Genomic DNA, 26,894 nt, shown 5'->3' on the forward strand with positions numbered 1-26,894 from the left:
CACTTTTACAATATCATATCAGGGCTGCTGCAGATAAATTCCGGCAAGCCGTTCGAATGAACGCTGCTTCTCCTTCCAGTCGTGGAGATTGCACAGGATGAGCCAATCGTCGCATCCATAAAGCTCCCGGTAGTGGTCGAGCTCCCTTTTGACTGTCTCCGGCCCGCCGATGATCATGCGCCGGCGGTTCTCCGCCACTTTTTCACCTTCCTTGCCACTCAGCGTTTCATACTTCTTCTGTGCCGCCTCCGGCGTCGGAACCTGACTGTCGAGCCCCTTCTCCACGTTCAGGAGCCAGATGTCCTGTTCCTTTGCGAGCGTCTCTGCATGGGCATCATCCTCACCGCACACTACGAAGACACATGCACGGGCGACAGGCTTTTCCATGAACCCCGGTTCGAATGCGTCATGGTAGGCCCGGAATGCCTCCACGCCGCGGTCCGGGCGGATGAAGTGGCCGAATACATAGCCGATGCCGAGTATGCCTGCAAGTACAGCACTGTTCTCTCCAAGGCCGAGCGAAAAGAGCTTCGGGCGTCCAGTGGTACGTGGCGCGGCCCGAACCTTCGCACTGCCGTCCAGGTGCTGGATCAGATCCTTCAATTTATCCGGATATTCGGCCATCTGGTTCGGCTTGCCGTCAGCCAGCAGCCTGCGGAGGAACTCCCCGCCGCCGGGCGAACGCCCGACACCCGCTTCAATGCGGCCGGGAAAGAGCGACTCGAGCTGTGTGACCTGTGAAGCGACCTTGAACGGGCTGTACTGCGGCAGCAGGATGCCCCCGCTGCCCACTTTGAGCCTGCTGGTCCGGGAAGCCACTGCCGCCATCATAATCTCCGGCGCGCTCGATACCATGCCGCGCGTAGCATGGTGCTCTGCAAACCAGTAGCGTTCATATCCAAGGTCCTCCGCCTTCTGTGCCATTTCAATCGTATGTGATGCCGTCTCTTCAGCCGTCTTGCCCTTCGGCTGCGGCATTTGATCCAGGATGCCCAATTTCATCTTCTTCTATCCTTTCTTTCTCCGTGTACTTTATTCTAGAACCATACGGTATAGATGATCAGTGTGGAAATCACCATCGTCATCAATGACAGCGGGGCGCCCACTTTGATGTAGTCTGTAAACTTGTACCCGCCCGGCCCATAGACGATCAGGTTCGTCTGGTAGCCGATTGGTGTGATGAAGCTTGCGGAAGCCGCGATGGCGATGGTGACCGTTAGGCCCATGTAGTCCATGTCCATCTGTGTGGCCATCTCCATCGCAATCGGGAACATCAGTACGGCTGCACCGGTGTTGGTGATCAGTTCAGTGAAGATGTTCGTCATGATGTAGAGGATCGCGATGACGCCGATGACACCGAGCGGCCTTGCGATCATCAGCATATTTTCAGCAAGGAACTGGGCGAGGCCCGATTCCATCATCGCCGCCCCCACGCCGAATGCACTGGCGATGAGCAGGATGACGTTGAACTGGATGTAGCTCAGCATCTCGTCGGCATCTATGAATTTGAAGAGCATGAGTAGGATGACCGCTATCAGCATCGCTTCGAACATCGACAGGAATCCGAGTGTGACCGATGAAATCATGACGAGCAGCAGCGCGAGTCCTGCCCAGCCTTTGGCGCTGCTCTGATTCAGCGGTTCCGGCGGCGACAGCGAAGTGACGACATAGAAGTCGATGGAATGCATATGCATCTCCATGAAGTCATTGCCGGCGAGCAGCAGTATCGTATCCCCCGGCTTGAGCATGATTTCGCCGACGCGGCCCTTGATCCGTTCATTATTGCGGTGCACAGCAATGACGCCGGCGTTGTACTTGGAACGGAAATGAGCCGATTTCACCGACTTCCCCACCAGGCCGGACTGGTGGGAGATGACTGCCTCGATCAGCTCGAACTTGTCATCCTTCAGACTGTCGAGTGTCTGGTCAGTACCTGTCTTCAGGGTGATGCCCTTCTGCTTCTGCACGGATGCGATCGTATTGAGCGTTCCCGAGAACAGCAGGTGGTCACCTTCTTCTATGATGGTGTTCGGTGTCACGGGGAAGATGCGGGTGTCGTTGCGGATGATCTCGATGATGTATATGCCCTTCAATGAGTTGTTCACCGCATCGACGATCCTGCCATTGATGTGTTCATAACCCTTTTCGATCACCGCCTCCGCCAGAAACTCCTTCACTTCTTTGCGTATCTGCTCCTTGGCGCCGAGCGTGTCCGGCAGCAGGCGGTAGCCAAGGGTGAAAATATAGATCAGGCCGGCGACCGCAATCGGCAGACCGACGACTGAAAGCTGGAAGAAGCCGAAGCCTTCCCGCCCGGACTGGATCAACAACCCGTGCACCACCAGGTTCGTCGATGTGCCGATCAGTGTGATGGTGCCCCCGAGAATCGTCACATAGGACAGCGGGATCAGGAATTTCGATGGTGCGATCCCATTCTGCTGGCACCAGTTCTTCAGGATCGGTGTGAGCGTCACTACAATCGGCGTATTATTGAGGAAACCGGAAAATAGTGAAATCGGGGCGAGGAGCTTGATCATCGACCGCTTCGTCCCCCTATGGTCACTGAGCAGACGGTCGATGTAGTTTTCTATGATTCCATGCTTCTGTATGGCACCCGCAACGATGAAGAGCAGCAGGACGGTGAGCATCCCTTCATTGGAGAAGCCGCTCAATGCCTGTTCCGTTGAAATGATGCCTGTCAGCAGGAAAACCACGAGAAAGAAGAATACGATCAGGTCGGCCCGGGCGGCTTCAAACAGCAGACCAAGCAGCATCAGCACTATCATCAGGGCAACAAAAATCATTTCAGCTGTCATCGGCAATCCCCCATTTCATACGGATGAGTAGTTAGAATATATCATAGCATAATCACATGTCCCGATAAGATGGATTTGTTTGAATATAACAGACAGGCAGCTGTTTTTTTATAATATGAAAACGTTTTAATTGTAAAAGTTCACTTCAGGATGATTAACTGTTCCAAAAACGGATATGTAACACTATCAATGCATTGAAGAAAATTCATGGGATACTCATACAAAGAGGAGGAAAGGACAATGGAAAAGTACGCAAGTGAGCAGATTAAAGACATGCTTGCGGAAAAGCAGAGTAAAGGCGATCTGAAGCGCAGCGAGGATTGCATGCACAAAGATATCGTCAAATGTTTCCTTGAGGGGAAGGCACATAAATACGTATGCATGGAATGCGGCTTTGCCGACAGCAGCAGGGCAGCCTTCTTCTCCTATCCGCAATCAGACCAGGAAATGGGATAATCTCAGATCGCGAGCCGAATCAATGGAGCTCGCGGCCGGGATTACATATAATATAGATATCATCCCATAAAGGAGCAATCGTATGAGTATCTATGATATAGAAGTCAAGAAGGCGAACGGAGAAACCTATTCACTCGACAAGTACAAAGGACGGCCCATGCTGATCGCGAACACGGCAAGCCAGTGCGGACTGCGCGGACAGTACGATGACTTGGAAGCCCTCCATCAGGAATATAAGAATCAGGATCTCGTGGTCCTCGGCTTCCCATCCAACCAGTTCAACAACCAGGAGCCGGGATCGGGGCAGGATGCAGAAGAGGCATGCCGCATCAACCACGGCGTCACCTTCGACATCCATGACATCATCGACGTCAACGGAGAAAACGCCCACCCACTTTTCAAGCATTTGAGAAAAGAGGCGGATGGCCTGATGGGCGACAAGATCAAATGGAACTTCACAAAATTCCTTGTCGACCGTGACGGCAACGTCATCTCCCGTGTAGCACCGACGACATCCCCGCTCAAAATGAAGAAAGACATCGAAAAGGTACTCTGACATGATAGTGAGCACGGATCATCACATCCGTGCCCACTCTTTTTATGTCTACATATGAAAGGAAGACTCCCATGTCCCAAGGCGAACGCACCCTCCAGTCACGATACGGCACGAAAAGACGTGCCGATGCATTCTACACGAACCAGATGATCGATCACCTGAATCCTGATATGGCGCAGTTCATTTCAGACCAGGAAATGGTCTTCATCTCGACGGCCGATGCCAAAGGCAACTGCGACAATTCACTCCGAGCCGGCGACCCTGGGTTTATGAGGGTACTCGATGCATACACCCTCCTCTACCCCGAATACCGCGGCAACGGCGTCATGGCAAGTCTCGGCAACATCTCCGAGAACCCCCACATCGGACTGATGTTCATCGACTTCTTCACCCACCATATCGGTCTGCACGTAAACGGCAGTGCCGCAATCATCGAAAATGAAGACCTCCCCGCCATCGGGCTCGATGCCGACGAAATCAAGCAGATGCATGCAGAAGAGCATGGGCGTGCCGAGCGCTGGGTGAAGATCAGTGTGGACGAAGCCTACATCCATTGCTCCAAGCATATCCCCCGCCTGGTGAAGAAATCCGATGTCACCGACTGGGGCACTGATGACGAGAAGAAGAAGGGCGGCGACTTCTTCAATGTGAAAGGCCGGAAATAGAAGCTTTCCCAGAGTGTCCAACTGTCACTGAGCATCCCACTCAACAACCATTAACCTACAAAACCACAAAAAGCGTATTCCCGCGGGGAATACGCTTTTCTTCATATCATCATGTGCCGCAAAATGTCATATGGACCTTGTCGTCATCATCCGGCGGCATCTTGTATTCTTTATCATGCCCATCATCGAACGGATTCGACAGCACTTCGATGAGCTTGGACGCCTTGCTGTAGTCGCCCTGTTCCACGGCGAGGTCGAGTGCCTCCTCCACCAGGTGGTTACGGGGGATGACCGCCGGATTCACACTCCGCATGAGTATGTGGGCGGCCTCGAGTGTCGCGTCCTGCACCTCAAGACGGGCCGTCCATCTGCTGTGCCAGTCCTTGAAGCGCTCACTGCCACTGAACTCTACATCCTCCGGGGCATCGAGCGCCAGCATTCTGAATGTCTGTGTATAGTCCGCCTTATGATGTGCCATGAGGTCGAGCAGCTCCATCGCAAGGTCGTCATCCGCCTTTTCTCCGCTGATCAGCCCAAGCTTATCACGCATCCCGGCCTGCCAGTATTCATTATAGAGCTGGCCGAATGCACTCAGTGATTGCTGGGCGATCTCCACCGCTTTTTCCTTATCCGGGTCGAGGAGCGGCAGCAATGTTTCTGCAAACCGGGCAAGGTTCCACTGGGCGATGCCCGGCTGGTTGCGGTAACGATAGCGCTTATTGATGTCGATCGAACTGAAGGATGCCTCCGGGTCGTAGGTGTCGATGAAGGCACACGGCCCATAGTCGATCGTCTCGCCGCTGATCGTCATATTGTCCGTATTCATCACACCATGCACGAATCCCGCCAGCTGCCATTTGCTGATGAGCGATGCCTGGCGGTCGATGACAGCATCCAGGAATTTTTTATATTTATCCTCATCCGCTTGATCAGCAATCTCCGGGTAATGCCGTCTGATGGCATAGTCGGCAAGCACTTTGACATTTCCTTCATCTTCCGTACGTGCCGCATATTCGAACGTACCCACCCTCAGGTGGCTCTCCGCCACACGGGTCAGCACCGCACCAGGCAGCATCTTCGAACGGCTTACCGCCTCCCCTGTCGTCACCAGGGCGAGGGCACGGGTCGAGGGGATGCCGAGTGCGTGCATCGCCTCGCTGATGATATATTCCCTGAGCATCGGTCCAAGCGGTGCCCGGCCGTCACCCATCCTGGAGAATGCCGTGCGTCCAGCCCCCTTCAACTGGATGTCGAACCGTTTCCCGTCCGGCGTCACCTGTTCCCCGAGGAGGATCGCCCGGCCGTCGCCAAGCATCGTGAAGCTGCCGAACTGGTGACCGGCGTAGGCCTGTGCAATCGGCAGACCGCCTTCCGGAATCGTATTGCCGGAAAAGACCTCACTTGAAGTCAGCTGCAGACTTCTTGAATCAAGACCGAGCGTTTCAGCCAGGTTCCAGTTGAACAGTACAAGCTCGGGAAACTCGGCACGCTCCGGCTGTGTTTCTTTATAGAATATCTCAGGCAGACTGGCATAACTGTGTTCCAAGTGCCATCCACTTTCTGTCATATGATCCCTTCCCTTTTTAAAAAACATGTTATTCACCTATATCTTAACAAAATATGAGCCAGAACCATAATTTTGCCGATTTGCCGCTTCAATAGTGCCTTGACAGTGGATACAATATTAAATATTCTGAATTATAAGAAATATGAAGCAGGGGGATGATTATATTGCAGGAGAAACTTTTTGAACGGCTCGAAGCACTCTACCCGGACATGGTCGAATTCCGGCGGGATCTGCATATGTATCCGGAGCTTTCCTTCCACGAAGTCGATACACCGAAGAAGGTCGCCACCTTCCTGAAGGCGCTCGGACTTGAAGTGCAGACGGAAGTCGGGGAACGCGGCGTGGTCGCCACCCTCCACGGCGGTAAACCAGGGAAGACCGTCGCGCTCCGTGCCGACTTCGATGCGCTCCCGATCCATGAGGAAAATGAAGTGCCCTACCGTTCGAAGGTGGACGGAGTCATGCATGCATGCGGCCACGATGTCCACACATCCGGCCTGCTCCATGTCGCGAAAGTATTGAGCGAGTTCAGTGAGGAACTGACGGGGAACGTCGTCTTCATCCACCAGTTCGCTGAGGAGCTTGTGCCAGGGGGTGCCAAATTCATGGTGGAGGACGGCTGCATGGAAGGCGTCGATGCGGTATTCGGGGCCCATGTGAATTCCAAGGAGCCGCTTGGTCGGGTCGGCCACTGCGCCGGCCCGTCAATGGCGAATGGGGACAATTTCGAAATCACCATACACGGGGCCGGCGGACACGCCGGCATGCCGCACCTGACCGTCGATCCCGTGGCCATCGGGGGCCAGCTGATGGCATCACTCCAGCAGATCGTCAGCCGCCAGACGGATCCCCTCGAAGCGGCTGTCGTGACCGTCGCCACCTTCCAGGCCGGCGACAGCTTCAATGTCATTCCCGATACAGCCTTCCTCAAAGGGACCGCCCGGACTTTCAAGCCGGAGGTGCGTGAAAACGTCGAGGCATCCATCCGCTCGGTGGCCAGATCGACATGTGAAGGCCTCGGGGCTTCGGCCACCGTGAACTACATCAAAGGCTATCCGGCGGTCGTCAATGACGAAGCCGAGACGGCACGCATCGCCCGCGTCGCCAATTCCCTGTTCGGGGACGAGCTGGTGTACGAAATGACGCCGATGATGGGCATGGAGGACTTTTCCTACTATCTCCATAAAGCCCCGGGGGCGTTCGTCTGGGTCGGCGGTGCCATGCCGGATCCGTCCGACATATACCCGCACCACCATCCGAAGTTCAACGTCAACGAGGAGTCGATGCTGTACATCGGCAAGCTCTTCATCGGCACCGTCCTCGACTATCTCGGGGAAGAGGCGTCATAGGAAGTACCATAAACAAAGGGAGATTCATCAATGGGAGATATTCTACAGATCGCAAATAGTACCGCATTCTGGATTTTCGCATTCATCATCGTCGCCATCGTGGCTTTTCAGGCCATCATATTCCTGTGGATCGCAGCACGTTCCGCACCTGAAGCGGACTTGACGAAAAAGGAGGTCAAGACGGCCATCCGCGCAGGATTCATCAGCTCCATCGGCCCGTCGTTCGGCATCGCCATCGTGCTCATATCATTGATTGCCCTGATCGGCTCGCCGATCACACTCATGCGGATCGGCATCATCGGATCGGCCGCGACGGAATCCAGCGCAGCATCAATCGGGGCATCGGCATTCGGCGTTGAGCTCGGGGCCGAGAACTTCCCAATCGAGGCGCTCGCCGCCGTCATGTGGACGATGTTCCTCGGCGGTACAGGATGGCTCGTCTTTACGATGGTGTTCACGAAATCGATGGGTAAGACACAGGAGAAGATCCAAAAGCGCAATCCGAAGATCATGGCCAGCGTTGCACTTGCAGCAATGCTCGGGGCATTCGCCTACCTGGCCAGCCAACAGATGGTCAACGGACCGAACCACACGGTGGCAGGCGTCGTGGCGCTTACCGCCATGGTCGCCATGATGAAATATGCCGATCACCGCGACATCAGCTGGCTTAAGGAATGGGCCCTCGGCTTCGCCCTGCTCATCGGCATGACCACCGGCTATCTGACCACGTTCATCATGTAGAATAAAGAACAAAGGGGTTTTTATATGAACAATGCAGCAGATCAGACAGCAAATGTTGCCGCTGATCCACGGATCAGCGGAACTGAAGCTTCATCCATGGAGATGTTCTACAGACGCTCCCACTTCTGGGGCCGGCTGACGCTTCTCGTCATCATCATCATGTCACTCATTCCGCCACTTTATATTTCATTCGTTCTGGATGCCCATCCGGGCTGGGGCGTCATCGCAACCGGCCTCGTCGGCTATGCATCATTCATCGGCATCATGTGGGTGCTCGAACCAATCACCTACTACCCGACACTCGGCGTTGCCGGCACATACCTTGCCTTCCTGACAGGCAATATCGCCAACATGTGCCTGCCCTGCTCGTCTGCAGCGCAGAAGTCGGTCGACGCAGCGCCCGGTTCCCAGAAGGCGGAAGTCGCCGGTGTATTCGGCATCGCAGTCGCGTCACTCACCAACATCATCCTGCTCGTCATCATGATCATCGGTGGTACATACCTGATTTCCATGTTCCCGCCATTCGTGGAAGGCATGTTCGGCTTCGTCCTGCCGTCCATCTTCGGGGCCGTGCTTGGACAGTTCGCATATCGCACACCGAAATACGGCGTCATCGCACTCATCATCGGTATGGCGGTGCTCTTTTCACCCATCTTCAGCCTGATCAAGATTGCACTCTGTGTGGCACTCACCATCGCAGTCGTGCTCTTCATGGAGAAGAAGAAAGGAAATCTAGAATAGATGAATAATACGACGCACACAATCAATGCATCACGGCTATCGGAACGCATACATGCACTCGCAGAAATCGGAAAGATCGAGGAGACCGGCGTCAACCGCCTGGCCCTCTCCAAAAAATATAAGGAAGGCATGGACCTCGTCCGGAAATGGATGGATGAGGCCGGCCTCAAGACACGCTACGACAACTTCGGCAACCTGATCGGACGGATCGAGGGCAAAAATGAAAATGCTCCAGCCGTCATGCTCGGCTCCCACATCGATTCACAGCCATATGGCGGCCGCTTCGACGGCACCATCGGTGTGCTCGGCGGCCTTGAAGCGGTACAGACGATGATGGAGCAGGGCATCGACCCCGACGTTCCAGTCGAAGTCATGTCCTTCTGCGATGAGGAGGGCCATCGCTTCGGCGTCGGCCTGTTCGGCTCCCGTGGCATCCTCGGCAAGCTCGAACAGGGAGAGCTTGAACGGACGGACGCTGAAGGTGTGACCCGGCGGCAGGCACTGATCGAATTCGGTGCCGACCCCGGTAAGCTCGAGGAATCGGAATACAATCCCGATGACCTCAAGGCCTATGTGGAGATGCACATCGAACAGGGCCCGAATCTGGAAGCGGCGGATGTACCCGTCGGCATCGTCAGCGGCATCGCCGGACCCAGATGGCTCACCGTCGAACTGACAGGCGACTCCGGCCATGCCGGCACAGTACCCATGGAGAAACGCCGTGATCCGCTCGTCGGCGCCTCCTACATCATCGCCGCCTTCAACAGCCTCGTCCAGTCCGAAAAGGACGCGCCGTCCGTCGGCACAGTCGGCGACCTCGAAGTGTTCCCGGGCGGGCGTTCCATCATCCCTGAGCGCGTCACCTTCACCATCGATCTCCGGGACAGTGACCTCGAACGCAGGAACACCTATGAAGAAGCACTCATGAACATCATCGAAAGGACCGCATCCGAACACGGACTCGAATACACCATCCATGATGACGGCGGCACCACACCGAAGGATGCCAGTCCTGAAATCATGGATATCATGAAGTCGGAGAGTTCTGAAATGGGCATCGAGCCTCCCGTGCTCATGAGCGGTGCCTTCCATGACGCCAGCAACATGGCGGATGCATGCGACATGGGCATGATTTTCGTCAGATGCAAAGACGGCATCAGCCATAACCCTGCAGAGTACTCCACAGACGCCGACATCGCCGTCGGCACCGAGCTGCTTTACCGTACCATGCTGCGCCTCGTGAAGGAATAAAGATCGTGAAACTCCAGTCCGTCCCCTTTTTGGGATGTGCTGGAGCTTTTTATATGGGCAGGTCTTGTTCGCCAATTGTCATTCGTCACTTCCGCCAGTGACAGTTGGACCGCCAATTGTCATTCGTCATGCCCGCCAGTGACAGTTAGGCCCCCAATTGTCATTCGTCACATCAACGAATGACAATTAAGCACTGCCCTCCCCAAACATCAGTCCTAGGCCGTATTTTTATTCCCACCTGTCCAAATCCGGACGGATTATTTCTCATTTCATCCATTTCATTACATAATGAAAGTAACAACCTGACATATGAAAGGACGACTTCAATGGAACAGTACCGCATCAACAAGGACAACGGCCTGGAATTCGGGCTCTACACACTGGGGGACCACCTCCCGAATCCACAAACCGGAACGAGGATCTCCGCCCAGCAGCGCATCAATGAAATCATCGAAATCGCGAAGCTCGCAGAAGAAGCTGGCATCGACTTCTTCAGTGTCGGCGAGAGCCACCAGGACTATTTTGCAACACAGGCGCATACCGTAGTGCTCTCCGCCATCGCCCAGGCGACCGAAAAAATAAAGATCTCAAGCTCATCGACCATCATCAGTACATTGGATCCTGTAAGAGTTTATGAGGATTTCGCCACCATCGACCTCATCTCGGGCGGCCGTGCTGAAATCATCGCCGGCCGTGCTTCCCGCGTCGGCCTCTTCGACCTGCTCGGGTACGACCTCAGCGATTACGAGGCACTGTACGAAGAGAAATTCGACCTGCTTCTGAAGATCAACGAGAATGAAACGCTCAATTGGGAGGGAGAGTTCCGCTCCGCACTCAAAGATGCACGGGTCCTCCCCCGTCCGCTTGATGGCACGCTGCCGATATGGCGGGCTGTCGGCGGTCATCCTGCGAGTGCCGTAAAAGCCGGTGCCGCGGGTGTACCGATGCAGATCGCGATGCTCGCCGGACCGACCCAGAACTTCAAGGAAACGATCGGCACGTACCGGGATACGGCACGGCAATATGGCCATGATCCGGAGCAGCTCCCCGTCGCCACGGCCGGCTTCTTCCATGTCGCCGAAACGACGCAGCAGGCACAGCGGGAGGTTTACCCGCACATAAATGAAGGTATGAAATTAACAAATGGTGCCGGATTCCCGAAACGCGGCTTCGCCATGGGCGCCGACAAACGCAACGTGCTGAACGTCGGCAGCCCGCAGGAAGTCATAGAAAAAATCCTCTACCAGCATGAACAGTTCGACCATCAGCGCTACATCGGGCAGATGGACTTCGGCGGCGTACCATTCGACCAGCTCATGCGCAACATCGAATGGATCGGTGAAGAAGTCCTTCCTGCCATCAGAAAATACACCAAAAAGGAGACTGACCAATGAAAATCGTAGGACTCTCCGGCTCGAACGTCGGCTCCAAAACACGCACGACCATGAAATATGTTTCCGAAAAATTGACCAGCCAGTACCCGCATGTCGACTGGACGTTCATCGACCTCGCCGACTACACCATGCAGTTCAGCGACGGCCGCAACTACCTCGACTACGAAGGGGATACGGCATATATCACAAAAACCATCATGGAAGCGGACGCTATCATCATCGGCACACCGATCTTCCAGGCTTCCATCCCGGCGACACTGAAGAACGTCTTCGACCTGCTGCCGATCAATGCACTGCAAGACAAGATCGTGAGCTTCTTCGTCACCGCCGGCACATCCAAGCATTTCCTCATCCCGGAAACCCAGCTCAAACCGATTCTGAGCTACATGAAGGCACAGACTGTGAGCACATATGTATTCATTGAAGAGAAGGATTTCATGAATAAGGAGATCATCAATGACGACATCATCTTCCGGCTCAATGCACTGGTCGAGGATACTGTCATGCTGACAGATACGTACAAGCGCATACGCGAAGAGAAGGAATCGATGTATGATTTCTGAAACAAAAAAGGCGCTATAAGCGCCTTTTTAAATTAAAGAAAATTCAAATGTAGTTTTTCTTTCGTACTTCCGTTTATCCAATATTCTTTCTGGACTTATCTTTAATCCATCAAGTATGGGAGGTTCTTGAGCCTCAAAACATACCCCAGCATGTTTCCCATTTATATTTTTATTGAATTGCTTGCTTTCCATTGCATTACCGGTATAGAAAACCATACCAGGGAAAGTTGTAGTCATTGTCATTCTTCGTCCGCTATTTGGTTCTGTAAGAACAGCTTTTTTATTTTCGAGATAAAAATAATGATCAAATCCGCTTGATGCAATCTTTATTTGTAAGTGATCATCATTATAAATATTCTCAAGTGCAGTTGGTGAACTGAGATCGAAAATTCCTTCAGTATGCTTTTTTCCTAAAGGTAACAATTGTTCGTTTAATGGATGAAACGATTTACTTCCAAAATTCACAATATGATCCTCTGTTCCATCGTTTCCCGAAAGATTGAAATAAGTATGGTTTGTAGGAGAAATGATTGTATCACTGTCGACTGTAATCTTATAGTCAATGTTCAGTCTGTTTTCATTATCGAGAGTGTATATGATGTTCATTAGAGGATGACCAGGGTGCCCGTCGACATAACAGGACATCTTAATCGAGCATACCTTTCCGACGACCACATCCTCTATATTCCAGTAATCATTATGAACCCCATATTCACCGCTGTGCAGCATCGTCTGCCCTTCATTTCCACGAAACTGATATACTTCATCTCTTATTTTTAACTTCGCATCCGTTACCCTGCCAGCCAATGGCCCGATAACAGCACCTAGATAATCGGGATTTTCAATGTAATCTTCTATATCCTTATATGCAACAACTACATTATCGATTCCGCCCTTTTTATCCGGCACATGAATCCCAGTAATAGCAGCACCTATATTTATTACACTTACAGACATACCAACATCATTTTTCAGTGTATACTCCTTGATGCCTTCAGCTAATATGCTTTCAGTAATATTCATCGCATACCCTCTCCCACTTACTTATTTTGGGATGGCGCTTCTTGCCAATGTCCTTCTATTTTTTTATTGCTGAAACGATTATCGAGGTACAGTTCAATCTCTTCAAGTGTCTTTCCATTCGTTTCATAAAGTACATATTTTGCAAAAAGGAAACCGATTGCGCAAATAGCTGCAAAGAGGAAGAAGATGCTGCTCAAACCAATACTACTCATAAGAATAGGGAAGAAAAGCGCCACTACAATGTTCCCAAGCCAGTTGACCATCGATGCAATCCCTGTTGCCATCCCTCTCACATTACTAGGGAACAGCTCTCCGACTACTATCCATGTAACTGCTGCCCATGAGTATGCGTAAAAGATGACGTATAGACAGATGAATACGAAAACAAGAGTGATGGCCCACGTATATCCGCTTTGTGTGTAGGGATAGATCAATCCTACAAGAAGGAGACAAGTCCCCATCCCCAGCGATCCCGTCATGAACAGGGTTCTTCGTTTAAACCTATCTACAACTAATAGTGTGATGATTGTAGCGACTACAAATACAACACCGACCCCTACTGTTGAGATTACACCACTAATGGTGGAGCCGAATACATCTCCCAATATTTGAGAAGAGTAGTAAAAGATTGTATTTGCCCCTTGGATCTGTTGAAGGAAGGTTACCGAACAACCTACCATCAGAGAAAAACCGATTGCTTTGGTCCATTTGAACTTCTGGTCGGTATTCAATACCTGCTCATGCATTGTGATGATTTCATCATATTCCTTTTTGGCTTCTTTAGAGGTACGCAACCTTTGCAGGTTTTTCAACGCTAAATCCTTAAAGCCTTTTTTCACAAGATATCTAGGAGATTCAGGAAGAAGGAAAGCGCCTACAAAAAGTACTATAGCAGGGACCACTGCCCCTCCAAGCATCCATCTCCATCCTTCGAAAACACCAATGAAAGCATAGTTGACTCCATATGATACAAGCATACCGATAGTGATCATCAACTGGTTCAACCCTGAAATCTGACCCCTTAATGCAGGAGGGGAGATTTCTCCCATATACATTGGCACAAGGGCGGATGCCGCTCCAACGGATATTCCGAGTATGAAGCGTGAAACAACCAATAATTCTGGAGTTCCAGAAAAAGCACATGCCAGTGATCCCAGTGCAAATATGATCGCCGTAATCATAATCATCATTTTTCTGCCAAATTTATCTGCCAAAGGCGCCATGGAGACTGCGCCTGCCATAGCTCCAAGGAAGAGGATTGAAGTTATCGTCCCTTCCATAAGAGGCGTTATGTCCCAAGTATCCTTTATACTGGGAAGTGCTCCATTGATGATGCCAATATCGTAACCAAACAGGAATCCACCAAATGCACCAAATGTATATATCATCTTTGTCGATGGTTTTTTATTCATGAATCTATCCCCTTTTAGAATCAGTAATGGTGAAACAAAGTGATCTACTCAATGATGGTATAGTCGAGCCCCATCATTTCTGCCAACATTTTCATATGCTCAACATTTAAACTAAGAGAAAGTACCGTATGATGGCCTCCTCCTGCCTGAATCCATTTTTCTATCCCTTCTTTGAAATTAGGTTTTGTTTCCCAAATAACTCTTGCAACAGGCAAGTGTGGTGCTTCCTCAGTCGGTGTAGAGGCGCTGACCTTATTTATGATCATTTTAAAGCTTTCACCCATATCGGAAATACTGCTCACGACACCGTCTCCACTTTTTCCATCAAAAACCATTCTAGCCGGATCATCTTTGCCACCGATTCCCAGTGGATGCACAACAATTTTAGGTTTTGATGCTGAAAATGTTGGATCAACTTCGAGCATATGTGACCCAAGTGTCTGCTCATGCCCTTTCCGCATATCATAGGTATAATCTTCCATAAACCCGGTACTTTCATTGTCGGACATGATTTTAAGCAAACGATCAAGTGCTGCAGTTTTCCAGTCCCCTTCTCCCGCAAAACCATATCCTTTCCCGTTCAGTCTTTGAACAGCAAGACCCGGAAGCTGTTTCATATTGTGAAGATCCTCGAAATTAGTCGTGAAGGCTGTATAACCTCCCCTGTCCAGGAACTTTTGTATCGCAATTTCATATTTGATTTGCTCTTTAACGGAAGCATCAAATGCTTCTTCATCATTATCTCCATACTCCAGGTCATATAAGTTCTGATATTCCTTATACATTTCAGAAACTTCATGACTACTGACCTTCTCTATTTCTTCGACTAGATCACCTATGCCAAAATAATCCACTGTCCAGCCAAGCTTAATCTGCGCTTCAATCTTATCTCCTTCAGTCACAGCAACATTCCTCATGTTATCTCCAAAACGTGCAACTTTTATATTGAAGCTTTCATTAAATGAATGGGCAACTTTCATCCAATCAGATATTTGCTTTTGAGTATCTTGATCTTTCCAAAACCCAACCACAATTTGATTATTCTTCTGTAGACGTTTGTTGATGTATCCATATTCACGATCACCATGAGCCGACTGATAAAGATTCATGTAGTCCATATCAATAGTTTCCCAAGGAATACCTTCATAGTATTGGGTGGCCAAATGCAGTAGCGGCTTCTGCAATAACGCAGTCCCTCTGATCCATAGCTTGGCAGGAGAGAAGGTATGCATCCAAGTGATTACACCTTGAATGTCATCCCTGTAGTTGACGGTCTTCATAATATTTGTAATTATATCTGAATTTATAGCCAGTTCATCATGGAGTTCGACCGGATATGGAAGGTTACCGGACTCATTAAGTGTTTTGACCATGTTTTCTGCATTTTCCTTCACTTTAATCAGTGCCTCTTCCCCATATAATTCCTGGGATCCGACTACGAACCAAAACTTCTTCTTTTCTGTCATCTTTATAACTCCTCTATCTATTTTTTTGACCGTAATAAGCATTTTCACCATGTTTTCTTTCGAAGTGCTTATCAAGGATAAAGTCTGGTAAAACATGCGCATTGGGATTAAGAGCTTGAGTATAATAGTTCATCTTACATACTTCCTCTAGCACGACGGCATTCATTACAGCTTTCTTAGCATCTGAACCCCAAGTGAAAGGCGCGTGACCGTGCAGTAGGACGCCCGGAACAGACACTGGATCTATACCGCGCTCATGAAATGTTTCCACAATGACATTTCCTGTTTCTTTTTCATACTCAGTATTGACTTCTTCTTCACTTAAATATCTGGCACATGGAATAGTTCCATAAAATGTATCAGCGTGAGTAGTACCTAACGCATCTACGTCTTTGCCTGCCTGTGCCCATATGGTTGCCCATGGGGAATGGGTGTGGACAATGCTGCCTAATCCTTTGAAGCTCTGATACAATACTGCATGTGTAGGCATATCAGATGAAGGGTTCAGATCTCCTTCGACAACTCGGCCATCCAAATCACAAATAACTATATCGTCCGGTGTCATGCTCTCATAATCGACACCACTTGGCTTGATGGCAAAGTAGCCTGTCTCTTCGTCAAAAGCACTTACATTTCCCCAGGTATACTTTATAAGTCCACGTTTCGGCAGTTCCAAATTAGCATCGAACACTTCTTTTTTTAATGATTCAAGCATATTCCATTCCTCCCTAACAAAACTGTGCAGCTTGCCGTTGAATAGGCAGTGATTGCTTATAGAGTTCTATATATTTTCGATACCTTTCCACTTCCTCTGGTTCTGCTTCCAAGGTATAACTTCCCACACTTCCAAATACTTCATCATTTAAATAATCCTCAAGGGTCATGCCTGTATCATTCATAAGAAATTTAGCCAGGACTGCCATTCCCCATGCGCCCCCCTCATTTGCAGTATCCATAACTGTTACTGGGCTATCAGTGGCAGCAGCAAGAACGGCCTGTGCGACATCTTTTGTTTTTAGAATGCCCCCATGGGCCACTAGGGAAGCAATTTCGATGTTCTCATTTTCCTTCAACAGATCCAGTCCGATGGTCATGGTGCTGAAGGCGCTATAAAGATGAGTCTTCATGAAATTCGCCAAGTTAAGGTTACTGTCAGGCTGTCTTAAGAAAAGAGGCCGTCCGTTTTCTACATCAGTAATATTTTCTCCTGAGACATATCCATATGAGAGCAAATTGCCTAAATCATTGTCGCTGGTGTTTATGCTCTTGAATATTTGTCCGTACAACTCTTCTTGTGAAAATTCCACTCCCATTGTGCTCAGAACCTCACTGAACAGTCCCATCCATGCGTTGATATCGGAAGTACAGTTATTTGTATGGATCATCGCGACATCATTGCCATCGGGAGTGGTTACAGTATCAATCTCTCTAAAAATATTTTTGAGAGGGGTTTCCAGCACAACCATCATAAATGCACTTGTTCCGGCAGATATATTCCCTGTTTTTTTGGCTACACTGTTTGTGGCGACCATTCCTGTGCCTGCATCCCCTTCTGGCGGACAAAGTGGTGCCCCAGCCTGTAGGGCTCCGGTAGAATCAAGGAGCCTTGCACCTTCTTCACTTAAATTTCCTGCAGTCTCCCCAGCGAGCTTAATACTAGGCAAAATTTCTTTAATCCTGTATTTAATACCATTCTTCTCAAGGAGTCCATCCATATCTTCCAATAGGTCGTACCTATAATCTCTCGTCGAGGTATCCACCGGGAACATCCCTGAAGCATCCCCGATGCCAATTACTTTCTTCCCTGTAAGGTACCAGTGCACATATCCTGCTAACGTCGTCACATATTTCACTTTGCTGATGTGCGCTTCCTGATCGATTACTGCTTGATAGAAATGGGCTATACTCCAGCGTTCCGGGATATTCACATTAAATATATCGGTCAGTTCTTTTGCCGCTTCTTTTGTATTATTATTTCTCCAAGTCCTGAATGGCAACAACAAGTCATCCTTGTCATCAAAGGCCAGGTAACCATGCATCATCGCACTTACACCCATGGCACTTATTTTTCTTAAAGGAACTCCATATCTCTCCATCATATCTTCTGTCATATCCGTATAACTTTTCTGTAGGCCGACCCATATATCATTTAACGAGTAGGTCCAATAGCCATTTTCTAGACGGTTCTCCCATTCGAAATATCCTGATGCAACAGTCTGATACGATGAATCGATAGCTACGGTTTTTATTCTTGTCGAGCCCAATTCTATCCCAACAGTGATTTCACCATTTTCGATTTCGTCTACAACTTTTTTCTCGCTCAATTATCTACACTCCCCTGCAATCGCTTACAAAAAGAATATTAGATTATTTATACGTACATGTCAAACTATTTTAAAAATTAATACGTACAAATTTATATAAAAGAAATCCAAGTATGTTCAAGCACACATACTTGGATTTCTTTTATGCTTAATTTAAAGCCTTCACACTATTTCTTTCTATAATAGAAGTGTCCAAAATTATTGAATCACCCTCTACGCCATCCTGAATTGCCTTTACAATCCAGTTTGCCGCCTTCATACCAAGATCCTCCTGGGGATGGGAAGTCGTTGTTAACAAAGTATCTTCCAGGCGACTCAATATGGAATTATCTTCTCCTATGAGTGATATGTCCTCCGGTATCTTATAATCAATATTTCTAAGCTTTTTATTCAAGTCATATGCTATTTCATCGTTATAACACACTATGGCAGTAACATCCAATGTCCCCATTTCTATATGCTCCACCACCTGATTCACTACTGCATTACGGCTCTCTGTAGAAAATGTATATATGTATTCTCCCTTAAAGACCGTATCATGTTCTTCAAATGCCTTGATATATCCTTTCATTCTCAGCTTTCCCTGAAGATCATCAATTTTAGTAATGAGAGCAATATCCTGGTGACCGTGCTCAAGAAGATATTCAGTGGCTATAAACCCTGATTTTGTATCGTCTATGCTTATGAAAGGAATATTGAGTTCCTCATATCTTGCATTTATCATCAGCGTAGGGATTTTTTTCTTCTTGAGTAGGGAGTAATATGATAAATTCGGATTAAATGTATTACTTTTTGTCGGCTCAATAATCAACCCCTGCACTTCTTGGTCCAGCATCATCTCCAAGCAGCGCCGTTCCTCTTCGTGATTATTATTCGTACTTGCAAGAATAAGCGAATATCCATTCTCCCTTAGGACCGTTTCTATTCCCCGTATAATGCTTGGAAATATATAGTCTGAAAGATAAGTAACTATAACCCCTATTTTTTTCACTTGCTTTTGGCTGCTCTTGCTTAGAAAGGCATTACTTACATATGAACCTGCACCTTTCCTTTTCACTGCGAATCCATCATTCACAAGGATTTCCATGGCTTGCCTTATTGTGTGTCTGCTGACATCGTATTGGACTTGCAGCTGTTTCTCAGTAGGCAGCAGTGTGCCAGCCCTGTACTCTCCATCAATTATTTTATCTTTAATGGCTATGGCTATCTTCTGATATTTTGGTATTTGCATTGGTCGATCCCCTACTTCTGTATGCATATTATTAAAATTTCAACTTTATATATTAAGACGAGTATATCATAAAAATTTTTTAGATTGCTTCAAGAATAAGCCTATCTGCTTCTAGTGTATGTTACATTGAAACCAGTAGACCTATCACATATCACTCTTTTTAAAATGCAGACTGGAGGGATTATTTGATCTTTGTACTTAGACTTATTTTTGCTGCAGCAACAGCTGGACTGGCCCTCTATAGCCTGTTCACTGACAACTATGGATTGATGCCATGGATGCTCCTTTCCATGTCTTTCCTCCTTCTGACTATGGGGATCGACGAGTACCTCAAGGGGCGTAAAGTATTTGGCGTCTTTTCCCTCCTTGCTTTTGTACTTTACGTCTCACTGGACGGATTCATTCTATCCTAAATTTCAGGTGTGGGAGTTCTTGATGCCATTTTTGATTTCAAACCGGTCCCTGGTACCGGTTTTTTTCTCACCATATAATATCTCCACAAAGCAGAAGTCGTCCTGCGGGAATGCTATAATGGGGAAATGAATACATATAGGAGGAATCATATGCCAATCGACTATAATCGAAGAAAGCAGACGCTCTTGGAGCGGCTCGAAAAGGAGACGCTCGATATTGCTCTCATCACCGACCCGACAAACATCTTCTACCTCACCGGCTTCTACGCCGATCCCCATGAACGCTACATGTCACTCGTCATCGACGCTGGAAACAGGAAGTCAGCACTGTTCCTCCCCGCCCTCGATGAAGAACTGGCAAAGGCGTCCGCAGAAGTGGATGCCATCCATCCGATATCTGATGAAATGGATCCTTTTGATGTCGTCAAAGGGGTGATGCAGGAAGACATCTCAAAAATCGGCATCGAAATGGATGTGATGACGGTCAGCCACCAGAATGGCCTCAAATCCATCTGTCCCAATGCGGAATACATGGACATCACCCCTGAACTCAACCACATGCGCACGTTCAAGACCCCATCGGAAGTCGAGGGCCTCAGACAGGCGGTGGCCATCATTGAGACAGTTCTTGAGGAAGGGCTTGCGACCATCCACGAAGGGATGACAGAAGCGGCGCTCACAGCCGAATTCGAGTATCTGATGAAGCGGCACGGTGCAGCAGGCCCTTCATTTTCCACCATGGTGCTCTCAGGTGAGAAATCCGCCATGCCCCATGGCAAGCCGGGGGAACGCAGACTCCAGGAAGGGGATTTCCTGCTGATTGATTTCGGTGTCATTACAAATGAGCGGTACTGTTCCGACATCACACGCACTTTCGTCATCGGTGAGCCGACCGCGAAACAGAGGGAAATCTATGAAACGGTGCAGAAGTCGACACAGGCAGGCGTCGATGCCGTCAGATCCGGCATACCGCTGAAATCATTCGATATCGCCGCCAGGGAGGTCATCGAATCCGCCGGATACGGTGAATACTTCAACAACCGGGTGGGACATGGCCTCGGAATAGAAGTGCATGAAGCCCCTTCCATCCACCATGAAAACGAACAGCTCGCAGCCCCGGGCATGGTCTTCACGATAGAACCTGGCATCTACATCCCTGGGTTCGGCGGCGTCCGGATCGAGGAAGAAGTGTACATCAATGAAGATGGTGAGCCGGAAGTGCTGACCTCCTTTCCACGGAATCTCAGAAGCATAGAACTCAAATAAGAAGATAAAAATAAGCCTCCGACGGTGTCGGGGGCTTATTCTTTAGTCTATGTGTAGTGCCTTCTGATCTTCTTCTCCCATGTCTTGGAGAAGCATTCTTCACCGTTGTTGTAGGCGACTAGCTCATTCACGAGATAGTAGTAGTCTGCGTCACATGACATGACACTCTTCGTCTTCATCTCCGTATCGATGTCATCATCCTTCACGATCACGTTCCAGTCGCATTCCACTCTGGCTGAAATGGGGTCGTTTTCCTTGATGATATAGGCATTGCGGTTTTCAGTACCATAAGTGATGTTGAGGCCTGGCAGTGTCCGCAGACCTTCGTCTGAATAGTCTTCCAGCACCCATTCATCCTCCGTCAGCCGCTTGATGACTTCACGCGTCCTGGATCCTTCACGATGGATCTCCTTCTCAAGCGGTGCTGCCGTTTCCGCCTGCTCATGCTTCAGCGAAACCGCTTCGAAATCATTGACGACCGGCAGTTCGAGCCTTGAAGCTTCAAGATTTACAGTGAGCCCTGCGATTTCCTTCGCCGGCCAGATCTGCGGCCAGTATGTCGGCGACAGGGAGACCTCGATCGAATGGCCCACCGGTACTTGATAACCGATGACATCGAGTGTGAATGCGACATCAATATATTCATCGACCGGCAGGTCTTCAGGGAATTCATGACTCCTGTAATGGTTGAGGTTCATCTGTCCCCTTGTGATGAGCGTCTTCTCGCCATCCGGATGCACATCTGAAATCCTTGCATGGACATTCGCTTCCTTGACATCGGATTTCACCTTCAATCTTGCCACTGGCTGACCGACGATGTTCACCGCTTCCTTCTGCGGCTCCAACATGATGGAAGTAGCCAGCGCGTTCTCGATCGTCTGGTCATCCGGCAGGTCGCCATCCTGTCCGAATGGGCAGTATACTCCTGAATAGAGGCCATGGTGCTGGATGTTCTTCAGACGCTGTTCCCCGGTCTGGCCATCGAACAGGTCGTGTATTTCCTGGTCCTCCTTGAACAGGTCGAGCCACCTGCCTTCACGATACTCATAGGAAGTTGCAGGTTTTACGCTGTCCTGGAGGTAGACGAGGAATTCATCAGTATGATCGACATCTCCATCAGCATCCATCCATTTATCCAGCCATTCCACCACTTCCTGCAGGTAGCCGATCTGAGGGCCTGGAATGGCCATATCAGGGAATTCGTGTGCCCACGGTCCGACAATGCCCTTTTTCGGCACGTCGAGATTATACATCAGGCGGAAGAGCGCATCCGGATAACCGTCCGCCCAGCCGCTCATCGTGAGGACCGGTATCTTGATGTCACTGTAGTTTTCAGCCACAGAGCCGTGCTTCCAGTACGCATCCCGCGTCTGATGGGATACCCATTCCTCTACGAATGGCGGTGTATTCTCCATCCTATCGAGCCACATGTCATACCAGCGGTCTCCGACGAATTTCGGGAAAGGCGGCCGTGCATTATAGGCGAACATCGTCGATGCCCACCAGAGCATGTCGGAGGCCATCATTGTGCCGCCCCTATAATGGACATCATCCGCATAACGATCATCTGTCGAGCATAAGGAGATGATCGTCTTCAGTGCCTTGGGCTGATGGGCCGCGACCTGAAGGCCGTTGAAGCCGCCCCAGGATTTGCCGATCATGGCAACCGCGCCGTTCGACCATTCCTGATTCTCGATCCAGCTGATGATCGCGAGTGCGTCATCCTGTTCCTGCTGCGGATACTCATCTTCTATGATGCCTTCGGAATCCCCGGTGCCGCGTATATCGACCCGGATGGATGTATAGCCGAATCCGGCAAAATACTTGTGCCGGATTTCATCTCTGAGTGCCGTGAATTCATCTTTCCTGTACGGAAGGAACTCGAGGACGGTTCCTTTCGTCGTACCCTTGATATCTTTCGGCTTCCAGAGCTTGGCAGACAATCTGATGCCGTCAGGCATCTCTATCCAAGTATGGTGTGTGACTTCCACTTCATACGGAAAATCTGTACGTTCATGTATCTTATTATAATCGACATCGAAAACGCCCAATCTATTTGTCCTCCTCATAAATATGTTCATCATTCTTCAGCCATTTCATCAATGAAATGACGAGCAGTGCATATATGATGACGACAGGCACTGCCACGACTACAGCCGATGTCTGGACGACACTGAGTCCGCCTATGAGCAGCAGTGAAATGGACAGAAACGCCATAATCAATCCCCACAGGATGGTATGCCATACCGGCGGTTCAATGCCGTCCCCTACTTTAATTGAAGCGGTGGATGCAAGGATATAGGACGCTGAATCCAGTGAAGTCGCGAGGAATATGAATCCCAGTACGACAAAGAATAGGATCGCAATATAGCTGAATGGCAATGTTTCCAGCACGTTGATGATGGTGGATGCATCGCCGAATTCAGCCATGCTGCCGAGCACATCCAGTTCACCCGTCTGTTGCAGGTTCATCGTATATCCTCCGAAGATGCCGAAGTACAGCCAGCTGCCGAGGGAACCCCAACCAAGGATGTGGAGTATCAGGCTCTTCAATGTGCGTCCCTTTGAAATACGTGCAATGAACAGTCCCATGAACAGGGCTGTTGCAGCGAACCATGCCCAGTAGAATACCGTCCAGGCCTGCGGGAATCCGCCGCCGCCAATCGGATCCGTATAGAAGCTCATCCTCAGGAAGTTTTGGGACATGATGCCGAAGCTGTCTGTGAAATATGTCAGTATGAATCCCGTCGGTCCTACAAGGATGACGAAGATTGCGAGTGCAAGTGCTAGATAGACGTTGAGGTTACTCAACCTGCGTATCCCCTTATCCAATCCAAGGGATGCACTTGTGATGTAGATGACAGCCCAGATGATCATGATGATGATGCTGAGTGTAACGGACTGCTCCACTCCAAGAAGATGACCGATGCCGGCAGAAACCATCGGAACTCCGAGGCCGAGTGATGTACCCAGTCCGCCGACAAGACTCCAGATCACAAGGATGTCTATGATCTTGCCGAGGATGCCGTCGGAATATTTGCCGAGGGCACCTTTTACTGATTGGCTGACCTTCAAGGATTTGTTCTTTTTATTGAAAAATGAATATGCAATGACGATCGTCGGGAAAGCATAGATGCACCATGCGGAAATGCCCCAATGGAACATCCCGTATGCTACAGACCATTCAGCTGCACTTTGGCTTTCCGGTTCAAAGCCGAACGGCGGTCCCTGAAGATAGTACATCGGTTCTATGATGGACCAGAACATGATGCTCGTCCCCATGCCCGCACAGAACAGCATGGCACCATAGCTGAAGTTGTTGAACTGGGGCGGTCCTTCCCCGAGTTTGACCCTGCCGTATTTGCCGAATGCAATCCACAGCAGCAGGACGAACAGTCCGAAGGTCATGAACTGGAAGATCCAGTCCATCCGTGTATTGATTGCCGTAAGCATCCCGTTGAGCATCGTTTCTGCTGAAGACTGGAACACGACCAGCAGTATGGTCAGCGACAGCAGCACGACGATGGACGGCCAAAAAATGAATGAATCCAATTTTGCCTTTTCTTTCATCAAAAACCTCCTGATAATTTAATTGTTGACTTAAAAATATGTAATATTACGTTTGATATTCTGTCCCAACCTAACAAATTTATAAGGCCCAATCAACACTATTGTGAAAAATAAACAAATTTAAAATGTTGAGAGTATACTAATAATTTAACCATTAAGCTATTATATTACTTTTTACAACAAAGATAAAGACTTTAATAAAAAGAATTGAGAAAAACAAAAAAAGACACCAGACTTTTGGTCTGGTGCCTGCACTATCCACTACATTACTGGGCTGTGTAGCCGCCGTCCACAAGAAGTGTGGTGCCTGTAGTGAATTCATTTTCCGCCAGGAATACGACCGCATGTGCGATTTCTTCCGGTTCACCAAGTCTGCCGATTGGGTGCTTGTCTACGAGAGTTTCGTAATAATCTCCCAATGCTTCCCTGTTCACCATACCGGACTCGACGTAGCCGGGAGCAACTGCGCTGACTCGGATGTTGTCCTTGGCATATTGTAAAGCGACGGATTTCGTCATCAGATTCACGGCGCCTTTGGACGCATTGTACGCGAATGCTGTCGGCTCGCCGACACTGCCGAGGATGGAGGCTGTATTGATGATTGCACCGCCGCCCACCTTCTGCATTTCAGGGATTGCGTATTTTGAACCGAAGAATACGCTGTCCTGATTGACTTTGATTACTTTGTTGTAGTCTTCGTAGGAAAGCTTGTGCGTCTCGCCCTGGACACCGATTCCGGCATTGTTGAACATGACATCCAGTCGTCCAAACTTTTCAACGGCGAGAGCAACGACGTTTTTGACATCCTCTTCAACGGAGACATCCACTTTCTCAAACAGGATATCCCCATATTGTTTGAGGCTCTCTTCTGCTTTCTTACCAGACTCTTCATTGTAATCAGCCACAATGACTTTCGCGCCTTTATCCAGGAACGCCTTCGCTGTAGCTAAACCAATACCTGATCCGCCACCTGTTACAATCGCAACTTTATCCTTAAGTTCCAAAATCATTTCCCCTTTCGATGACTCCATCTGACTCACTATACATATACCTCAGCCAGAGATGACTGAAACACGATAAGTGTGTCTGAATTAAGGCAGTTGGACCTTTCAATTGTAATTCACTCGGACACTCAGTGACAATTAGCCCTCCAACCGCCCCCATCTAGAACAGCTGCATGGACAGATAGATGACGAATGTCACGGTGATGCTGCTGAGTACCGTGGAATAAAGGACCACCTGGGCATGGAGTTCCGGTTCGACATCATATTCGAGTGCGAGGGTCGCAGTATTCCTCGAGGTCGGGAACGCGCTCGCAATGAAGAGCGATTGGGCGATGACGCCTTCGATGCCGAGCATGAATATGATGGCCAGGGCGACTGCGGGTCCGATGACCAGCCGGCCGAGTGCGCTCCAGGCGATCACCCTGTGGAAGGAACGGATCTCGATCTGTGCAAGCTGCATCCCGAGGAGGAGCAGCGCGAGCGCGGCGAACCCACCGGCGAGCTGCTCGACAGGCACGCTGATGAAACTCGGCAGTTCGACGTCAATTGCCTGCAGGATGAACGCGGCCGCCAGTGCATAGATGATCGGCAGCCGGAGCAGTTCCCGGAAGAGTTCCACGACGGATTTCGCATTGGACCGCAGATTGTACAGGCCATATGTGAACGTCAGCAGATTCTGGACGACGAGCACGATGATCTGCACAGATACACCCACCGGGTTGGCACTGAATACGAGATGGCTGACGGGCAGCCCGTAGTTGCCGGAGTTCATCAGAGAGACACTGTTCTTGAGCGCGGTCCGCTCCCCTCCGCGAAGGCCGAGCCCCCGGGCGAGCAGTTCACCGACCACCATCATTGCAGTAATGAACAGTACCAGATACAATGCGAGCTGTCCCAGCAGTTCAAAGTCGATGTCCGCTTCATATATGTTCAGGAATACCGCGGCCGGCAGGAAACAGTAGGTGACGAGATTCGCAATCGGACGCAGACGGAATTCGAACTTCTTCTGGAGGATGACACCGACGCCGAGCAGAATCAGGATCGGCAGTATGACATCCAGAAATACAAGGGAGATATATGCCATAT

Annotated in this window: 24 protein-coding genes; 11 read left to right on the forward strand and 13 right to left on the reverse strand. The window is 49.5% G+C overall.

What is annotated here, in order from left to right:
• Window positions 1-18: 18 nt before the first annotated feature.
• Together EDC33_RS04455 and EDC33_RS04460 are read right to left on the reverse strand one after the other, a co-directional pair.
• Window positions 19-1,002, reverse strand: a complete 984-nt coding sequence (locus tag EDC33_RS04455) for an LLM class flavin-dependent oxidoreductase (protein WP_124010288.1) — start codon at window positions 1,000-1,002, stop codon at window positions 19-21.
• A 35-nt stretch (window positions 1,003-1,037) separates the two neighbouring features.
• Complete coding sequence (locus EDC33_RS04460; protein WP_094905929.1) at window positions 1,038-2,816, reverse strand: SLC13 family permease; 1,779 nt, start codon at window positions 2,814-2,816, stop codon at window positions 1,038-1,040.
• Between the two features lie 240 nt (window positions 2,817-3,056).
• Here EDC33_RS04460 and EDC33_RS04465 point away from each other — a divergent pair, with 240 nt between their 5' ends.
• The 3 genes from EDC33_RS04465 to EDC33_RS04475 all read left to right on the forward strand — a co-directional run bounded on the left by EDC33_RS04465 (window position 3,057) and on the right by EDC33_RS04475 (window position 4,493).
• A complete protein-coding gene (locus tag EDC33_RS04465; RefSeq protein ID WP_040106881.1) occupies window positions 3,057-3,272 on the forward strand; it encodes a hypothetical protein in 216 nt (71 codons plus the stop codon).
• 82 nt (window positions 3,273-3,354) lie between these two features.
• Entirely contained in the window at window positions 3,355-3,828 is a 474-nt protein-coding gene (locus EDC33_RS04470; protein WP_124010289.1) for a glutathione peroxidase, read from the forward strand.
• Between the two features lie 44 nt (window positions 3,829-3,872).
• On the forward strand, window positions 3,873-4,493 hold the full coding sequence (locus EDC33_RS04475; RefSeq protein ID WP_094905930.1) for a pyridoxamine 5'-phosphate oxidase family protein: 621 nt from the start codon (window positions 3,873-3,875) through the stop codon (window positions 4,491-4,493).
• A gap of 109 nt (window positions 4,494-4,602) precedes the next feature.
• On the opposite strand, the gene EDC33_RS04480 is transcribed toward EDC33_RS04475, so the two are convergent.
• Entirely contained in the window at window positions 4,603-6,060 is a 1,458-nt protein-coding gene (locus EDC33_RS04480; protein ID WP_124010290.1) for a protein adenylyltransferase SelO, read from the reverse strand.
• Window positions 6,061-6,224: 164 nt separating this feature from the next.
• On the opposite strand from EDC33_RS04480, the gene EDC33_RS04485 reads away from it, so the two are divergent.
• From EDC33_RS04485 to EDC33_RS04510, 6 genes are all read left to right on the forward strand, one after another.
• Window positions 6,225-7,409, forward strand: coding sequence for a M20 metallopeptidase family protein (locus EDC33_RS04485; RefSeq protein ID WP_124010291.1), 1,185 nt, complete (start codon window positions 6,225-6,227; stop codon window positions 7,407-7,409).
• A gap of 30 nt (window positions 7,410-7,439) precedes the next feature.
• On the forward strand, window positions 7,440-8,150 hold the full coding sequence (locus tag EDC33_RS04490) for a DUF5058 family protein (RefSeq protein WP_124010292.1): 711 nt from the start codon (window positions 7,440-7,442) through the stop codon (window positions 8,148-8,150).
• 24 nt (window positions 8,151-8,174) lie between these two features.
• On the forward strand, window positions 8,175-8,891 hold the full coding sequence (locus EDC33_RS04495; RefSeq protein ID WP_124010293.1) for a small-conductance mechanosensitive channel: 717 nt from the start codon (window positions 8,175-8,177) through the stop codon (window positions 8,889-8,891).
• Complete coding sequence (locus tag EDC33_RS04500) at window positions 8,892-10,142, forward strand: M20 family metallo-hydrolase (RefSeq protein ID WP_124010294.1); 1,251 nt, start codon at window positions 8,892-8,894, stop codon at window positions 10,140-10,142.
• 326 nt (window positions 10,143-10,468) lie between these two features.
• Window positions 10,469-11,536: an LLM class flavin-dependent oxidoreductase gene (locus EDC33_RS04505; RefSeq protein ID WP_124010295.1), complete on the forward strand. Its 1,068-nt coding sequence runs from the start codon at window positions 10,469-10,471 to the stop codon at window positions 11,534-11,536.
• Window positions 11,533-12,099: an NADPH-dependent FMN reductase gene (locus EDC33_RS04510; RefSeq protein ID WP_124010296.1), complete on the forward strand. Its 567-nt coding sequence runs from the start codon at window positions 11,533-11,535 to the stop codon at window positions 12,097-12,099. The genes EDC33_RS04505 and EDC33_RS04510 overlap by 4 nt, the downstream gene beginning before the upstream one ends.
• Window positions 12,100-12,126: 27 nt before the next feature.
• Here the strand turns inward: EDC33_RS04510 and EDC33_RS04515 are convergent, their stop codons facing one another.
• The 6 genes from EDC33_RS04515 to EDC33_RS04540 form a co-directional block, all read right to left on the reverse strand.
• A complete protein-coding gene (locus tag EDC33_RS04515) occupies window positions 12,127-13,122 on the reverse strand; it encodes an aldose epimerase family protein (protein WP_124010297.1) in 996 nt (331 codons plus the stop codon).
• Between the two features lie 17 nt (window positions 13,123-13,139).
• Entirely contained in the window at window positions 13,140-14,534 is a 1,395-nt protein-coding gene (locus tag EDC33_RS04520; RefSeq protein WP_124010298.1) for a sugar porter family MFS transporter, read from the reverse strand.
• A gap of 44 nt (window positions 14,535-14,578) precedes the next feature.
• A complete protein-coding gene (gene araA, locus EDC33_RS04525; protein ID WP_124010299.1) occupies window positions 14,579-16,000 on the reverse strand; it encodes an L-arabinose isomerase in 1,422 nt (473 codons plus the stop codon).
• Window positions 16,001-16,013: 13 nt separating this feature from the next.
• Window positions 16,014-16,715 carry an L-ribulose-5-phosphate 4-epimerase gene (locus EDC33_RS04530; protein ID WP_031548215.1) on the reverse strand — a complete coding sequence of 234 codons (702 nt, stop codon included), beginning with the start codon at window positions 16,713-16,715 and terminating at the stop codon, window positions 16,014-16,016.
• Window positions 16,716-16,728: 13 nt separating this feature from the next.
• Complete coding sequence (locus EDC33_RS04535) at window positions 16,729-18,324, reverse strand: xylulokinase (protein ID WP_124010300.1); 1,596 nt, start codon at window positions 18,322-18,324, stop codon at window positions 16,729-16,731.
• A 148-nt stretch (window positions 18,325-18,472) separates the two neighbouring features.
• Window positions 18,473-19,555, reverse strand: coding sequence for a GntR family transcriptional regulator (locus EDC33_RS04540; protein ID WP_037342183.1), 1,083 nt, complete (start codon window positions 19,553-19,555; stop codon window positions 18,473-18,475).
• Between the two features lie 185 nt (window positions 19,556-19,740).
• Here EDC33_RS04540 and EDC33_RS04545 point away from each other — a divergent pair, with 185 nt between their 5' ends.
• Window positions 19,741-19,968, forward strand: a complete 228-nt coding sequence (locus EDC33_RS04545) for a DUF3953 domain-containing protein (protein WP_124010301.1) — start codon at window positions 19,741-19,743, stop codon at window positions 19,966-19,968.
• Window positions 19,969-20,118: 150 nt separating this feature from the next.
• A complete protein-coding gene (locus tag EDC33_RS04550; RefSeq protein ID WP_124010302.1) occupies window positions 20,119-21,234 on the forward strand; it encodes a M24 family metallopeptidase in 1,116 nt (371 codons plus the stop codon).
• A gap of 47 nt (window positions 21,235-21,281) precedes the next feature.
• Here the strand turns inward: EDC33_RS04550 and EDC33_RS04555 are convergent, their stop codons facing one another.
• The 4 genes from EDC33_RS04555 to EDC33_RS04570 form a co-directional block, all read right to left on the reverse strand.
• On the reverse strand, window positions 21,282-23,285 hold the full coding sequence (locus tag EDC33_RS04555; protein WP_124010303.1) for a CocE/NonD family hydrolase: 2,004 nt from the start codon (window positions 23,283-23,285) through the stop codon (window positions 21,282-21,284).
• 1 nt (window position 23,286) lies between these two features.
• On the reverse strand, window positions 23,287-24,804 hold the full coding sequence (locus tag EDC33_RS04560; protein ID WP_124010304.1) for a BCCT family transporter: 1,518 nt from the start codon (window positions 24,802-24,804) through the stop codon (window positions 23,287-23,289).
• 266 nt (window positions 24,805-25,070) lie between these two features.
• Complete coding sequence (locus EDC33_RS04565; RefSeq protein ID WP_040106869.1) at window positions 25,071-25,808, reverse strand: SDR family NAD(P)-dependent oxidoreductase; 738 nt, start codon at window positions 25,806-25,808, stop codon at window positions 25,071-25,073.
• Window positions 25,809-25,968: 160 nt separating this feature from the next.
• The gene (locus EDC33_RS04570) at window positions 25,969-26,892 is read right to left on the reverse strand and encodes an AEC family transporter (RefSeq protein ID WP_124010305.1); all 924 of its coding nucleotides are present in this window, start codon (window positions 26,890-26,892) and stop codon (window positions 25,969-25,971) included.
• Window positions 26,893-26,894 lie beyond the last annotated feature (2 nt).

It is taken from the genome of Salinicoccus roseus (assembly GCF_003814515.1).
Classification (GTDB): domain Bacteria; phylum Bacillota; class Bacilli; order Staphylococcales; family Salinicoccaceae; genus Salinicoccus; species Salinicoccus roseus.

Coding starts and splice junctions, on each gene's coding strand:
- EDC33_RS04455 (WP_124010288.1), bottom strand. CDS start 1,002: ATGAAATTGGGCATCCTGGATCAAATGCCGCAGCCGAAGGGCAAGACG.
- EDC33_RS04460 (WP_094905929.1), bottom strand. CDS start 2,816: ATGACAGCTGAAATGATTTTTGTTGCCCTGATGATAGTGCTGATGCTG.
- EDC33_RS04465 (WP_040106881.1), top strand. CDS start 3,057: ATGGAAAAGTACGCAAGTGAGCAGATTAAAGACATGCTTGCGGAAAAG.
- EDC33_RS04470 (WP_124010289.1), top strand. CDS start 3,355: ATGAGTATCTATGATATAGAAGTCAAGAAGGCGAACGGAGAAACCTAT.
- EDC33_RS04475 (WP_094905930.1), top strand. CDS start 3,873: ATGTCTACATATGAAAGGAAGACTCCCATGTCCCAAGGCGAACGCACC.
- EDC33_RS04480 (WP_124010290.1), bottom strand. CDS start 6,060: ATGACAGAAAGTGGATGGCACTTGGAACACAGTTATGCCAGTCTGCCT.
- EDC33_RS04490 (WP_124010292.1), top strand. CDS start 7,440: ATGGGAGATATTCTACAGATCGCAAATAGTACCGCATTCTGGATTTTC.
- EDC33_RS04495 (WP_124010293.1), top strand. CDS start 8,175: ATGAACAATGCAGCAGATCAGACAGCAAATGTTGCCGCTGATCCACGG.
- EDC33_RS04500 (WP_124010294.1), top strand. CDS start 8,892: ATGAATAATACGACGCACACAATCAATGCATCACGGCTATCGGAACGC.
- EDC33_RS04505 (WP_124010295.1), top strand. CDS start 10,469: ATGGAACAGTACCGCATCAACAAGGACAACGGCCTGGAATTCGGGCTC.
- EDC33_RS04510 (WP_124010296.1), top strand. CDS start 11,533: ATGAAAATCGTAGGACTCTCCGGCTCGAACGTCGGCTCCAAAACACGC.
- EDC33_RS04515 (WP_124010297.1), bottom strand. CDS start 13,122: ATGAATATTACTGAAAGCATATTAGCTGAAGGCATCAAGGAGTATACA.
- EDC33_RS04520 (WP_124010298.1), bottom strand. CDS start 14,534: ATGAATAAAAAACCATCGACAAAGATGATATATACATTTGGTGCATTT.
- araA (WP_124010299.1), bottom strand. CDS start 16,000: ATGACAGAAAAGAAGAAGTTTTGGTTCGTAGTCGGATCCCAGGAATTA.
- EDC33_RS04530 (WP_031548215.1), bottom strand. CDS start 16,715: ATGCTTGAATCATTAAAAAAAGAAGTGTTCGATGCTAATTTGGAACTG.
- EDC33_RS04540 (WP_037342183.1), bottom strand. CDS start 19,555: ATGCAAATACCAAAATATCAGAAGATAGCCATAGCCATTAAAGATAAA.
- EDC33_RS04550 (WP_124010302.1), top strand. CDS start 20,119: ATGCCAATCGACTATAATCGAAGAAAGCAGACGCTCTTGGAGCGGCTC.
- EDC33_RS04560 (WP_124010304.1), bottom strand. CDS start 24,804: ATGAAAGAAAAGGCAAAATTGGATTCATTCATTTTTTGGCCGTCCATC.
- EDC33_RS04570 (WP_124010305.1), bottom strand. CDS start 26,892: ATGGCATATATCTCCCTTGTATTTCTGGATGTCATACTGCCGATCCTG.